The organism is Paraburkholderia sp. BL18I3N2 (assembly GCF_003001875.1).
GTDB lineage: Bacteria > Pseudomonadota > Gammaproteobacteria > Burkholderiales > Burkholderiaceae > Paraburkholderia > Paraburkholderia phytofirmans.
The window spans coordinates 246,963-259,742 of record NZ_PVNC01000004.1 but is presented as its reverse complement, the minus strand read 5'-3'; the positions used below and the strand labels follow the sequence as shown (position 1 = coordinate 259,742).

Annotated in this window: 12 protein-coding genes; 8 read left to right on the top strand and 4 right to left on the bottom strand. The window is 62.5% G+C overall.

The window, feature by feature from the left end; genetic code table 11:
- Positions 1–68: 68 nt before the first annotated feature.
- The 5 genes from B0G75_RS14235 to B0G75_RS40645 all read left to right on the top strand — a co-directional run bounded on the left by B0G75_RS14235 (position 69) and on the right by B0G75_RS40645 (position 4,236).
- Positions 69–758 (top strand): ABC transporter permease, encoded by a 690-nt coding sequence (locus tag B0G75_RS14235; protein WP_106306251.1) that lies wholly within the window; start codon positions 69–71, stop codon positions 756–758.
- A complete protein-coding gene (locus B0G75_RS14230) occupies positions 755–1,468 on the top strand; it encodes an ABC transporter permease (protein WP_106306248.1) in 714 nt (237 codons plus the stop codon). The genes B0G75_RS14235 and B0G75_RS14230 overlap by 4 nt, the downstream gene beginning before the upstream one ends.
- Positions 1,469–1,514: 46 nt before the next feature.
- The gene (locus B0G75_RS14225) at positions 1,515–2,294 is read left to right on the top strand and encodes an ABC transporter ATP-binding protein (protein WP_106280031.1); all 780 of its coding nucleotides are present in this window, start codon (positions 1,515–1,517) and stop codon (positions 2,292–2,294) included.
- Between the two features lie 590 nt (positions 2,295–2,884).
- The gene (locus B0G75_RS14220) at positions 2,885–4,036 is read left to right on the top strand and encodes a porin (RefSeq protein ID WP_106306245.1); all 1,152 of its coding nucleotides are present in this window, start codon (positions 2,885–2,887) and stop codon (positions 4,034–4,036) included.
- Between the two features lie 35 nt (positions 4,037–4,071).
- Positions 4,072–4,236 (top strand): hypothetical protein, encoded by a 165-nt coding sequence (locus B0G75_RS40645; RefSeq protein ID WP_181309263.1) that lies wholly within the window; start codon positions 4,072–4,074, stop codon positions 4,234–4,236.
- Between the two features lie 57 nt (positions 4,237–4,293).
- Here the strand turns inward: B0G75_RS40645 and glnK are convergent, their stop codons facing one another.
- Both glnK and B0G75_RS14210 read right to left on the bottom strand, forming a co-directional pair.
- Positions 4,294–4,632, bottom strand: a complete 339-nt coding sequence (gene glnK / locus B0G75_RS14215) for a P-II family nitrogen regulator (RefSeq protein ID WP_006048444.1) — start codon at positions 4,630–4,632, stop codon at positions 4,294–4,296.
- A 126-nt stretch (positions 4,633–4,758) separates the two neighbouring features.
- Positions 4,759–6,459: an NAD+ synthase gene (locus B0G75_RS14210; protein WP_106306242.1), complete on the bottom strand. Its 1,701-nt coding sequence runs from the start codon at positions 6,457–6,459 to the stop codon at positions 4,759–4,761.
- Positions 6,460–6,603: 144 nt separating this feature from the next.
- On the opposite strand from B0G75_RS14210, the gene B0G75_RS14205 reads away from it, so the two are divergent.
- Together B0G75_RS14205 and B0G75_RS14200 are read left to right on the top strand one after the other, a co-directional pair.
- A complete protein-coding gene (locus B0G75_RS14205; RefSeq protein ID WP_106306239.1) occupies positions 6,604–7,773 on the top strand; it encodes a GNAT family N-acetyltransferase in 1,170 nt (389 codons plus the stop codon).
- A gap of 9 nt (positions 7,774–7,782) precedes the next feature.
- Entirely contained in the window at positions 7,783–8,112 is a 330-nt protein-coding gene (locus B0G75_RS14200) for a GIY-YIG nuclease family protein (protein WP_106306236.1), read from the top strand.
- Between the two features lie 41 nt (positions 8,113–8,153).
- Here the strand turns inward: B0G75_RS14200 and B0G75_RS14195 are convergent, their stop codons facing one another.
- Both B0G75_RS14195 and ppa read right to left on the bottom strand, forming a co-directional pair.
- Positions 8,154–10,253 carry an FUSC family protein gene (locus B0G75_RS14195; RefSeq protein WP_106306233.1) on the bottom strand — a complete coding sequence of 700 codons (2,100 nt, stop codon included), beginning with the start codon at positions 10,251–10,253 and terminating at the stop codon, positions 8,154–8,156.
- 272 nt (positions 10,254–10,525) lie between these two features.
- Positions 10,526–11,053 carry an inorganic diphosphatase gene (gene ppa / locus B0G75_RS14190; protein ID WP_012432139.1) on the bottom strand — a complete coding sequence of 176 codons (528 nt, stop codon included), beginning with the start codon at positions 11,051–11,053 and terminating at the stop codon, positions 10,526–10,528.
- Between the two features lie 253 nt (positions 11,054–11,306).
- On the opposite strand from ppa, the gene B0G75_RS14185 reads away from it, so the two are divergent.
- Positions 11,307–12,746 (top strand): aldehyde dehydrogenase family protein, encoded by a 1,440-nt coding sequence (locus B0G75_RS14185; protein ID WP_106306230.1) that lies wholly within the window; start codon positions 11,307–11,309, stop codon positions 12,744–12,746.
- Positions 12,747–12,780 lie beyond the last annotated feature (34 nt).

Sequence of the window (12,780 nt, the reverse complement as noted above, 5' to 3'; positions counted from 1 at the left end):
GGCAAACGCGGCGCAGAGTTGGCCGCGTCTTTCGCGGTGTGTCGCAAACACATCGTCAAGGACCCCCTATGTTCCTTCAAGGCTACGGCCCGCTGCTCCTCAACGGCACCTGGCAAACCGTCAAACTGGCGGTGTTGTCGCTGGCGTTCGCTTTCGTGCTGGGCCTGCTCGGCGCGGCGGCGAAACTGTCGAAAAACCGTTTGTCCTACGGCGTCGGCACGGTCTACACCACACTCGTGCGCGGCGTGCCCGACCTGGTGCTGATGCTGCTGCTGTTCTACAGCATCCAGATCTGGCTGAACAACCTGACCGACTTGCTCGGCTGGGAGCAGATCGACATCGATCCCTTCGTGGCCGGCGTCGCGGTGCTCGGCTTCATTTACGGCGCGTATTTCACAGAGACCTTCCGCGGTGCGTTCCTCGCGGTGCCGCGCGGCCAGCTCGAAGCCGGCGCCGCGTACGGCATGACCGGCTGGCAGGTGTTCTCGCGCGTGATGTTCCCGCAGATGATGCGCTTTGCGCTGCCCGGCATCGGCAACAACTGGCAGGTGATGGTGAAGGCCACCGCACTGGTGTCGATCATCGGTCTCGCCGACGTGGTCAAAGCTTCGCAGGACGCGGGCAAGGGCACGTTGCGGTTCTTCTTCTTCACCCTGTTCGCGGGGGCGATCTATCTCGTCATCACCACAGTGTCCAACTTCGTGCTGATGTACCTCGAAAAGCGTTACTCGACCGGCGTACGAAAGGCGGATCTATGATCGAGATCATTCAGGAATACTGGCGCAATTATCTCTACACCGACGGCTACCGCCTCACCGGTGTCGTGATCACGCTGTGGCTGCTGGTGGTGTCGATCGGGCTCGGCTTCTGCCTGTCGATTCCGCTCGCGGTGGCGCGCGTGTCGAAGAAGAAGTGGCTCTCCACGCTGGTGTGGCTATATACGTATGTGTTCCGCGGCACGCCGTTGTATGTGCAACTACTGCTCTGCTACACCGGCTTGTACAGTCTGGAGATCATTCGCAATCACGAACTCACCAATGCGTTCTTCCGCGACGGCATGCATTGCACGCTGCTCGCTTTCACGCTGAACACCTGCGCGTACACCACCGAGATTTTCGCCGGCGCGATCAAGGCGACGCCTTACGGTGAGATCGAAGCGGCGCGTGCGTACGGCATGTCGTCGTTCACGCTGTACCGGCGCGTGATTCTGCCGTCGGCCCTGCGCCGCGCATTGCCCTACTACAGCAATGAAGTGATCCTGATGCTGCACGCCACCACCGTCGCGTTCACCGCGACCGTGCCGGACATCCTCAAGATCGCGCGCGATGTGAACTCCGCGACGTATCAGTCGTTCAACGCGTTCGGCATCGCCGCCCTGCTCTATCTGTGCATTTCTTTCGCGCTCGTGTGGCTGTTCCGCCGCGCCGAGCGCCGCTGGCTCGCTTACCTGCGGCCGCAAGGCAAGTAACCCGAGGCACCGCGCCCTCAGCAAGTAAGCACGCCCAAGGATCCTGATGACCACCAAGAAGCAGAAGCTCTTCGTCGACGAGCTTCACAAACAGTATGGCGACAACGAAGTGCTCAAGGGCGTGTCGCTCAAGGCGAACGCCGGCGACGTGATCAGCGTGATCGGCTCGTCCGGTTCGGGCAAGAGCACGATGCTTCGCTGTATCAACTTTCTCGAGCAGCCGAACTCGGGACGCATCTTCGTCGACGGTGAAGAAGTGCGCACGCAGATCGGCAAGAACGGCGCGCTGCGCGTGTCGGACCCGAAGCAGTTGCAGCGCGTGCGCACCAGGCTGTCGATGGTGTTCCAGCACTTCAACCTGTGGTCGCACATGAACGTGCTCGAGAACATCATCGAGGCGCCGGTCAACGTGCTGGGTCTGAAGCGTAAGGAAGCCGAAGACCGCGCGCGTGAATATCTGGAAAAGGTCGGGCTCGCGCCGCGCCTGGAGAAACAGTATCCGTCGCATCTGTCGGGCGGGCAGCAGCAGCGGGTGGCGATCGCACGCGCGCTCGCCATGCATCCGGATGTGATGCTGTTCGACGAACCGACTTCCGCGCTCGACCCCGAACTGGTCGGCGAAGTGCTCAAGGTCATGCAGACGCTCGCCGAAGAAGGCCGCACGATGATCGTCGTCACTCATGAAATGGCTTTCGCGCGCAACGTGTCGAATCACGTGATGTTTCTGCACCAAGGCCGCGTGGAAGAAGAAGGCCACCCCGACGAAGTCTTCAGGAACACGAAGAGCGACCGGCTCAAGCAGTTCCTCTCCGGAAGCCTCAAATAGCCACTTAGGTGCAGTCCGCTATTTGGGTTGTAGTCAAAGTAGTATTACAAGGCGCTTACCAGCGCCTTTTTTGTTTCGCTCACCTGTGCATTCCGGCGATTTTCGCCGCGAAAACCGCTCCCCGCAAGCCGCCCGCCCCCGCTTATCCGCCCTACTCTGCCGCATTTCAAGCGTCAATAGTGGCAATCCTTAACGTTGCCCGCGCCGATCCGTGATTCCCTTGTCGCATAAGGGTTTCCGCGTTTTTCGAAGTGGTTGCGAGAGGTCGTCGCGCACATTGTTATTGCAATTTGGAGACATCGATCAAGGCAGGTACTAATTTCTTCTCCCATTTCAGGGTATTTTTGATAAATTAGTAACCAAAGTAGCAAAACAAAGTTCATTAAAAGTAGTTTCACTTCAAAGCACAGAGGAGAACCGGTCGGCGAGGGATCGGCATGACGACCAGATAGCCCCAAGGCTACACGTCACGGCAGGAGACCCAATCCACCCGCTAATCTCCCTGGTACCGATTTCTGTTCGGCGCAAATCGCGGCCGAGCACCATTCGCAGTACTGGGTTTCACTTTTTGACAGGGTATGGAGGAGAAGATGAAGAAAGCTTTGCTCGCCGCTGCGCTGATGACAGCCGGTGTTGTTGCGCACGCCCAAAGCAGCGTGACGCTGTACGGCCGCCTTGACGCCGGTATCGAATACATGACGGGCGTTCCGCAAGGCTCGAACGCAGCTGGCTCGGCAACGGGCAGCACGAACCGTTGGCGCGCGGAAAGCGGCGACTGGGGTACCAGCCTGTGGGGCTTGAAGGGCGTTGAGGACATCGGTGGCGGCAACAAGGTCCTGTTCCAGTTGGAAGGCTCCTTCAACACCATGACGGGTGCAGGCCCTGGCGGCGGCGGTCTCTTCAATCGTTGGGCAACTGTCGGCCTGTCGAACGACGCATACGGTACGTTCACGATGGGCCGCATGCTGTACATCTCGAACGGCGTGTGGGACTTCGACCCGTTCGGTCAATCGAACTGGTCGTCGGCGTCGCTGGTGCGTGGCCGCAACTGGCCGCAATCGAGCAACAACTTCGCGTACCAGTCGCCGAAGATCGCCGGCTTTGACTTCTACGGCCAATACGCGCTGTCGAACGCAACGAGCTGGAACGGCAACGGCACGACCGCTCAAGGTCGCGAAGCTGGCGCACAGATCACCTACACGACCTCGCTCTTCCAGATCCGCGGTCTGTACGACGAAATCCGCAACCCGGCTAACGGCGTGCTGTACGGCCCGTCGGCAAGCACGGTCAACCCGGGCAACATCGGCAGCGGCGTATTCGCGGCATCGCGTGAATACTCGGCTCTCGTGAACGTGTTCCTCGGCCAGTTCAAGATTCAGGCTGCTTACCAGGCTGTCCGTTCGGCAGGTGCACAGAACGTTCTGCCGGGCCAGCCGACGACTCTGGATCACGAATGGGGCGGTGTGACGTGGCAAGCAACGCCGGCAGCGGCGCTGATTGCAGCGGTCTACCACGTGAACGGCAACAATGGCGCAGGCAACGCGACGATCTACACGGTCGGCGGCTCGTACAACCTGTCCAAGCGCACGCTGCTGGACATCCAGGTCGCAACGACGCAAAACAGCAAGACGGCTAACTATGGCCTGAATGCAAACAACGCAGGTACGGCAACCAGCACGGACAACCCGCTGCCCGGTCACAGCCAGACTGGCGTGTACGCAGGTATTCAACACTCGTTCTAATCGAACGGTGTTCCCCCGAAGGAATTTCCTTCGGGGTGTATCAAGAGTTCTTCAAGAGAATCTTTTTCACGCTGCTGCGAGAGGCGCGTATCGGTGCGATGTCCGAAAGGGTATCGCACCGTTTTTTATTTGAGCGCGCGGTTTTGCCACTGCCTGAGCGCACCGGCGCGGTGCATTCACGGCTGATGTCGTACAGCTGACTACATTGGCAAATTCCGCCGCTCGATTCCTGCTTTAAGACAACGAACTCAGCTGCGTCAAACCGCTGCTTCGTTTTCTTCGCCAGTACGAATGCGGATCACGCGCTCGACGTCGGCGACGAAAATCTTGCCGTCGCCGATCTTGCCCGTGCGCGCCGCGCCGATGATCGCATCGATCACCTGGTCGCACTGGTTGTCCGCCACCACCACTTCGATCTTCACTTTCGGCAGAAAGTCGACCACATACTCTGCACCACGATAGAGCTCGGTATGGCCTTTTTGCCGGCCAAAGCCTTTGACCTCGGTCACGGTCAGCCCGGTGAGGCCGACTTCAGCGAGCGCCTCGCGCACTTCGTCGAGTTTGAACGGTTTGATGACTGCAGTGATGCGCTTCATGGCGAACCTCGTCTCGTGTCTGGAAGAGTGAAAGGGAAATGGATGATTTTTATTCTACGCCGCGCCGGATGCGTTGCGGCAATCCGGCGCGCGCTTCGGGTAAGTCCGCAGCCGTTCGCTTAAAGTTCACTCCACCGGTTCGGTGTAGCGCGACGTGATCGGATAACGCCAGTCGCGCCCGAACGCGCGATGCGTGACGCGAATGCCGATCGGCGCCTGACGCCGCTTGTATTCGTTGATCTTGATGAGGCGCGTGACGCGTTTGACGTCGTCGACCGCATAGCCCGCCGCGATGATTTCGGCGAGCGAGCGGTCCTCTTCCATGTACATGCGCATGATCGCGTCGAGTACGTCGTATTCCGGCAAGCTGTCCTGATCGGTCTGGTTCTCGCGCAGTTCCGCCGAGGGCGCGCGCGTCAGAATGCGCTCGGGAATGACGTCCTGTTTTGCGAAGGTGGTCGCCTGGTTGCGGTAGTGGCACAAGCGGTAGACGAGCGTTTTCGCAATGTCCTTGATGACCGCGAAGCCGCCGGCCATGTCGCCGTACAAGGTGCAGTAGCCCACCGCCATTTCGCTCTTGTTGCCGGTGGTCAGCACGATCGAGCCGAATTTGTTCGACAGCGCCATCAGCAAGGTGCCGCGAATGCGCGCCTGAATGTTTTCTTCGGTGGCGTCTTCGGCGCGGCCGGCGAACTCTTCCGCGAGCGAGCTGCGAAACGCGTCGAACATCGGCGCGATCGCGATTTCGTCGTAGCGCACGCCGACGCGGCGCGCCATCTCGGCGGCATCAGTGGTGGAAATGTCCGCCGTGTAGCGCGACGGCATCATCACCGCGCGCACGCGGTCCGCGCCGAGCGCGTCGCATGCGACGGCCAGCACCAGCGCCGAATCCACGCCGCCCGACAGGCCGATCAAAGCGCCCGGGAAACCGTTCTTGTTGATGTAGTCGCGCACGCCCATCACGAGCGCGGCGTAAACCTGCGCCTCGATCGACTGCTCCGGCGCGATCGCTGCGGGCAAAGGCTTGCCGTCTTCGAATTCGACAATCGCGGTCGCTTCCTCGAACTGCGCCATCTTCGCGACCAGCGCGCCCTGCGCGTCGAGCACGAACGAGCCGCCGTCGAACACCAGTTCGTCCTGCGCGCCGACCATGTTCACGTAGACCATCGGCAACCCGGTCTCGCGAATCCGCGCGCGCAGAATGTCGAAGCGCACCGCTTCCTTGTTCAGGTGATACGGCGAGCCGTTCGGAATCAGCACCACTTGCGCGCCCGCCGCCTTCGCCATTTGCGCAGCCGACGCATGCCACGCGTCCTCGCAGATCACCACGCCGTACTTCACGCCATCGAGTTCGAACACGAACGGCTGCGGGTCCGACGCGAAATAGCGCTTCTCGTCGAACACCTCGGTATTGGGCAAATCCTGCTTGCGATAAGTGCCCCGCACTTCTCCGTCGACGATCAGCGAGGCCGCGTTGAAGGTATCGACCGGCGGCACGCCGCGCTCGATCGGCGCGTTTGCATTACCATGGCCGTGCGCCGCGCTGTGCGTGACGTCGCGCAGCGGATGGCCGACGATCACATGCAAGCCGGCGAACGGCTTGAGTTGCGCGGCGAGGTCGGCGAGCGCCGCCGCGCTCGCGGCATAGAACGCGGGACGCAGCAGCAGATCTTCGGGCGGATAGCCGGACAGCGCGAGTTCAGGCGCGATCAGCAGCTTCGCACCATCGTTGTGCGCGGCACGCGCGGCAGCGACAATCTTCGCGACGTTGCCGGCGAAGTCGCCGACGGTGACATTGATTTGAGCAAGAGCGATTCGGGTCTTCATGGCAGGATCGACAGGCAAGCCAACGTGGCTTGCGAGTACCGCGGCTGGTTAGCTCGACGGAATGGACAAATCGGATAAACGAACGGCATGGCGCCTGATTTACCACTAGCGCGCCGCGCCGCTCATTGGAAACAGTCACACAGATTGAACCAGGAACGCTTTGATTATCGCACGGGCATTCTGGCGTCGCCCTCCGAGGTAGACGCCGCAGAATGGAACGCCCTGCTCGCGCAGCAGTCTCAGCCCACGCCGTTTCTGCGGCATGAGTTCTTGAGCGCATTGCATGCGACCCGCTGTGCGGTCGCGGATACCGGCTGGGCGCCGCAATTCGTCACGTTGACGGATCCGCGCACGGACAAACTCGTGGCCGCCGCGCCCGTGTATCTGAAGGGGCACTCATACGGCGAATACGTGTTCGACTGGGCTTGGGCCGACGCCTACAAGCGCAACGGTTTGCCCTATTACCCGAAGCTGTTGTGCGCGGTGCCGTTCACGCCGGTGCAAGGCAACCGGCTGTTGTCGGCGGATACGCATGCGCTCAGGCACCTGGCCGCGACGCTAATGGCGTTCGCCGAGCAGGCCGACGTGTCGTCGCTGCACGTGCTGTTTCCCACCGAAACGGAAGCCGGCGCGCTCACCGAAATGGGCATGATGCAACGCGAAGGCGTGCAGTTTCATTGGCTCAACGACGGCTATCGCGACTTCGACGACTTCCTCTCCACGCTCGAACAGAAGAAGCGCAAGAACATTCGCGCCGAGCGTCGTAAAGTGCACGAAGCCGGCGTGACGATGCGCCGGATTCGCGGCGAGGACATTCAGGACGCGGACTGGCGTTTCTTCAGCAAGTGCTATCGACAAACGTACCGCGAGCACTTTTCGAGTCCGTATCTGAACCTCGATTTCTTCCGCATGATCGGCGCGTCGATGCCGGAGAACCTGCTGCTCGTGATCGCCGAATACGAAGGCAAGCCGATCGCGAGTTCGCTGGTGGTGTATCAGCGCGACGCGAAAACCGGCGGCACGCTGTACGGCCGCTATTGGGGCGCGCTGGAACACGTGCCGTGTTTGCACTTCGAAACGGCGTACTACCAGCCGCTCGAATTCTGCATCGAGGAAAAGCTCGGCGCGTTCGAAGGCGGCGCCCAGGGTGAGCACAAGATGGCCCGCGGCTTTCTGCCCACGGTCACGCGCTCGGCGCACTGGCTCGCGCACCCCGCGTTCGCCGATGCGGTCGGCCACTTTCTCGACAACGAAAAGAACAGCATCCACGCGTATGTAGATGAGCTGCGCGAACACAATCCGTTCAAAGGCTGAAGCGCATTCATGGCCTGGTTTCTTTATCTGCTCGAATGCTCGGACGGCAGCGTTTATACCGGCATCGCCGTCGATGTGCAGGCACGCTTCGATAAACACGTGAGTGGCGAAGGCGCGCGTTATACGCGTTCGCGCAAGCCGGTGCAGGTGCTGGCGTCGTTCGAATTGACGGATCGGTCTACTGCTTCGCGCGCGGAGTATTGGGTCAAGCGGTTGTCGCCTTCCGAGAAGCGGGCGCTTGCAGCGGGACTGCGCACGCTCGAATCGGTGATGCCGTTGCCCGAACCCGAACCGGCTGTCGACGAACAGCAAGCTGAGGAAAAAACCGGCGCGTCCTGACAACGCTTCAGGTTCGCCCTTCTTCCTGGCACTGCCGCGTGTTACCCCCTCGCCTCACGCATCCGCTCATTGAGCAGCCGATGCATCAGCGCAAGCTCGCCCACCGCATCGGCTTCCAGTGAAGTCAGCCCTTCGCGCGCGGGGAGCCCAAGGCGCACCGGCCGCAAGGTTCGACTCAACGCGGCGTCGATCTCCGCGCTCACGGTCGCGATCCACGCGCCGAGTTCATCGTGCATGTCACGCCGGTTCGTACTCAGGCGCAGTTGCGTCGCGGTGCCGGCCATCCTTCGCAACAGGCTCAGCACGGTGAGCGTGACGGTATCGACCATCGAGTCCTCGAGTTTTTCGAGGCGCATCCGGCCGATGGCTTCCTCCGCGTTATTGCTGCCCAGACCCGCGGCGCGGCGCAAGCGCTCCATCTCTTTCTCGCTGCGGCGAGGCGATTCCAGCGCGGCTCTCAGATAAGCGAGATTGGCGCGCACCGCCTCGCTCAGATATGCGCGATAGTCGATTTTTTCGCGCGTCGGCCAGAGATAGAAGGTGGCCAGCAGCGCCAACACGCAACCGAGCACGTTGTTGCCGAGCCGCGTGAGCGCATAGGCGAATTCGCTGGCGCCCGGCGTCGCGAAGTCGGCCACCAGCACGAAGGTCGGCGTGAGGAACAACACGAAGAGGCTGTAGCTCACGGGACGCAGCGCCATGGTCGCCATCACCAGCGGAAACACCGCGAGCGAAATGCCGAGCGGCGAATGGATCGCATAACCGATCGCCGCCGCCAGCACGCCGCCTACGATGCTGCCGGCCGCGCGCTCGATACTGCGCGGCCAGGTCGCGGCAATCGACGGTTGCAGGATCAGCAGCGTCGCCATGGTGGCCCAGTAGCCGAACGGCAGGCCGAGCGCACGGATCACGAGAAAACCCGTGGTGGTTGTCACGCCGACGCGGGCCGCGTGCCGCAAGCCGACAGACTCGATCGACAGGTTGGCCTTGAAGGTAGACCAGACGCGTGTGAAAAGCCGCGCGGCGCTGTCGCGCCAGCCTTCGGGCTCTGCGTGCACCGGCGTGAAGTCGACCAGTTCGAAGTCGGACTTCAGCGTCACGGGCTCCATCAAGGCGGTTTCGAGGCGCCGAGCAAAACGCCGCAAACGCAGTTGCAAATCGGCGAGACGAGCCCACTGTGCGTCGTTGGCGGCCGCGCCAATGCCGCGCAGCACGTCGCCCATTACCGTCAGCAGCCGGGCCGCGCGTTGCGCGCGCCATGCGTCGTCGGGGACTCTTTCACATGCACCGGAGACGGCGATCAGATACGCGAACAACGCTTCGCTGTCGGTCAGCAAGCCGAGCAGCGTGTCGTAGGTTTCGCGGCCACCCGTTCTCGACGCGGGCACACGCGCCAGCACTTTGCGCGAACGCTCCAGCGCGGCGCGGGCATCGGCGCGAAACTTCGCGGCATGCGTGGCCCACTCGCCACGTGCCGCGCGGCGTTCGAGCAAGCGCGCGCTGTCCACTGCGATATCGGCGAGCCGCAGATACACGGCGCGCAGCGACGAGCGGCTCGTGCCGAACGGATGAATGCGCCAGACCGTCAGACTCAGCGCCACGGCAAACAGACATCCCACCAGGTAGATGCCGAGAAACGCCATGCCTTGCCGAACGCTGTGCATCGGCCGGTCGACCATCACGACGCATGCGGTGGCAGCGAGAATCGTCACCTGTGACGTGGCCGCGCCCCAGATCCTGCCGAATGCGCCGAGTGTCGTGAACACCAGCACCGCGAGCGCGGCGAACACGGCCCCTGCCCCGGAAGCGTAAGCGGTCAGGCCGCCGCACAGCGTGGACAGCACCGCGAAGCCCATCATCGATGCAAAGCGCGCGCGGTTGGAGCCGCCCGCGTCGGCGAGGCAGGTCCAGAACGCGCCGATCGCCGCCCACGCAAATGTCGGTTCGTGCAGCAGATTGCCGAGCGCGAGCATGGCCGTCGACGCGCAAGCCGCTCGCAAGCCTTCGGAGAGGCTGGCCTCGCTGGTCGAAAACGACACCATCCATACCGGCCGCTTGCGGTAGATCGCGCTGGCGACGGCATACAGCCAGTTCGACCAGCGTTGCGACGAAGACGACGGGTTGGACTTGCGATTCAGCATCCGAAAGATGAGCTCCAGGGAACGCGGATTGGTGCCGCGTCGGCGCAGCGCGCCGGCCGGCGGCAGGCACGCGTATGCAGGCGGCCAATAATACGGGTTTACGCGTAGATATAAAAATGGCTTCGATTCATCCTGTCGATGCACTGCGTCTATGTGCCCACACTCCGCGACTACGCGGCGCGCACCGGCCTCGCGGTTCGACCCGCCATGAAAAAACCGCGCGGCCTTTGCAGGCTCGCGCGGTTTTTTCTATTCACCAGGTGTGACGCAGCTTACTTCTTGTAGTTCGCCGCGCCCTCAGTGATTTCCTTGTGCGCGGCTTCGATGTCCGCCCAGCCCTCGACCTTCACCCACTTGCCCTTCTCGAGCGCCTTGTATTGCTCGAAGAAGTGCTTGATCTGATCTTTCAGATACGCCGGAACGTCGTCGATCGACTTCAGGTTGGCGGTCATCGGGCAGACCTTGTCGTGCGGGACCGCGACCAGCTTCGCGTCCACGCCGGATTCGTCGGTCATTTGCAGCATGCCGAGTGCGCGGGCACGCACCACGGAGCCTGCCAGCAGCGGGAACGGCGTGATCACCAGCACGTCGACCGGGTCGCCGTCGCCCGACAGCGTTTGCGGGATGTAGCCGTAATTCGCCGGATAGCGCATGCCCGTGCTGATGAAACGATCGACGTGGAGCAGGCCCGTTTCCTTATCGGCTTCGTACTTCACCGGATCGCTTTGCGCCGGGATTTCGATGATGACGTTGAAATCTTGCGGAAGGTCTTTGCCTGCGGGGACGTTATTGAAGCTCATGAGCGCTCTCTGGTCGGGATGGAATTCGGAACACGGCGTGCGGCGCGCTCGCTCGAACGGGATGCAACGTGAAACTCGCCTCGAGCAGCGGCGCTGCGGCCGGACAGTGCTGAATACGCCATTATAGCCAATCGCCCAATGGCATCCGTCGTTGGATCGGGGCGATAATCGTCTGGCGTCTCTCGATTGTGCCTCTCGTTTGTGAACACCACGTCACCGCAGCGCGGTGCTCGTGACACCTCAAGGAGCATGCATGGAAGAAGCCCGGCATTTCATCGGCGGCGAGTGGTCCGCCGCATCAGGCGGCGAGACGATCGCCGTGCTCGATCCCTCGGACGGCCAGCCCTTCACCCAACTCGCGCGCGGCACCGCGGCGGATATCGACGCCGCCGTGCACGCCGCGCGCCGCGCGTTCGAAGGCCCCTGGGGTCAAGCCAGCGCCGCCGAACGCGGACGCGTCCTGTACCGGCTGTCCATGCTGGTCGCCGCGCGGCAGGAAGAACTCGCCCAACTCGAAGCGCGCGACACCGGCAAGCCGCTCAAGCAGGCGCGCGCCGATTCGGCCGCCCTCGCCCGTTATTTCGAGTTTTACGCCGGCGCGGCGGATAAGCTGCACGGCGAAACGCTGCCTTACCAGACCGGCTATACGGTGCTGACGATTCGCGAACCGCACGGCGTGACCGGCCATATCGTGCCTTGGAATTACCCCATGCAGATTTTTGGCCGCAGCGTGGGGGCGGCGCTCGCCACCGGCAACGCATGCGTCGTCAAGCCAGCAGAGGATGCGTGCCTTTCCGTGTTACGCGTCGCCGAACTCGCTGCCGAGGCGGGTCTGCCGGCCGGCGCGTTGAATATCGTCACCGGTTATGGCCATGAAGCGGGCGCGGCGCTTGCGCGTCATCCGGGCATCGATCACATTTCGTTCACCGGCTCGCCGGATACCGGCAAGCTCGTCACGCAAATGGCCGCCGAGAATCACGTGCCGGTCACGCTGGAACTGGGCGGCAAGTCGCCGCAAATCGTTTTCGCCGATGCGGACCTCGACGCGGCGCTGCCCGTGCTGGTGTCGGCGATCGTGCAGAACGCCGGGCAGACCTGTTCGGCGGGCAGCCGCGTGCTGATCGACCGGGCCATTTACGAGCCCTTGCTCGACCGGCTGAGCAGCGCGTTTCACGCGTTGCGCGTCGGCCCTTCGCAGGCCGACCTCGACTGCGGACCGCTGATCAGCGCGAAACAGCAGCAGCGCGTGTGGGATTTCCTCTCGGATGCGCAGCACGACGGCATCGCCATGGCGGCGCACGGCGAGGTGATTCCCGAAGCGCCGGAAAGCGGCTTCTATCAGGCGCCGACGCTGCTGCGCGACGTGCCCGCGAGCCACCGCCTCGCTCGCGACGAAGTGTTCGGCCCCGTGCTCGCCGCCATGTCGTTCAGCGACGAAGACGAAGCTTTGAAGCTTGCCAACGGTACGCCGTTCGGTCTCGTCGCCGGCATCTGGACACGCGACGGCGCACGGCAGATGCGGCTCGCGCGCCGCCTGCGCTCCGGCCAGGTGTTCATCAACAACTATGGCGCGGGCGGCGGCGTCGAACTGCCGTTCGGCGGCGTCAAGCATTCGGGCCATGGGCGGGAAAAGGGCTTTGAAGCGCTGTATGGCTTCACGGTGCTCAAGACCATTGCAATCAAGCACGGTTAGTCAGGTACGCGCATCACCATCCACAACAAACAGC

Coding starts and splice junctions, on each gene's coding strand:
- B0G75_RS14235 (WP_106306251.1), top strand. CDS start 69: ATGTTCCTTCAAGGCTACGGCCCGCTGCTCCTCAACGGCACCTGGCAA.
- B0G75_RS14230 (WP_106306248.1), top strand. CDS start 755: ATGATCGAGATCATTCAGGAATACTGGCGCAATTATCTCTACACCGAC.
- B0G75_RS14225 (WP_106280031.1), top strand. CDS start 1,515: ATGACCACCAAGAAGCAGAAGCTCTTCGTCGACGAGCTTCACAAACAG.
- B0G75_RS14220 (WP_106306245.1), top strand. CDS start 2,885: ATGAAGAAAGCTTTGCTCGCCGCTGCGCTGATGACAGCCGGTGTTGTT.
- glnK (WP_006048444.1), bottom strand. CDS start 4,632: ATGAAGCGCATCACTGCAGTCATCAAACCGTTCAAACTCGACGAAGTG.
- B0G75_RS14210 (WP_106306242.1), bottom strand. CDS start 6,459: ATGAAGACCCGAATCGCTCTTGCTCAAATCAATGTCACCGTCGGCGAC.
- B0G75_RS14200 (WP_106306236.1), top strand. CDS start 7,783: ATGGCCTGGTTTCTTTATCTGCTCGAATGCTCGGACGGCAGCGTTTAT.
- B0G75_RS14195 (WP_106306233.1), bottom strand. CDS start 10,253: ATGCTGAATCGCAAGTCCAACCCGTCGTCTTCGTCGCAACGCTGGTCG.
- ppa (WP_012432139.1), bottom strand. CDS start 11,053: ATGAGCTTCAATAACGTCCCCGCAGGCAAAGACCTTCCGCAAGATTTC.
- B0G75_RS14185 (WP_106306230.1), top strand. CDS start 11,307: ATGGAAGAAGCCCGGCATTTCATCGGCGGCGAGTGGTCCGCCGCATCA.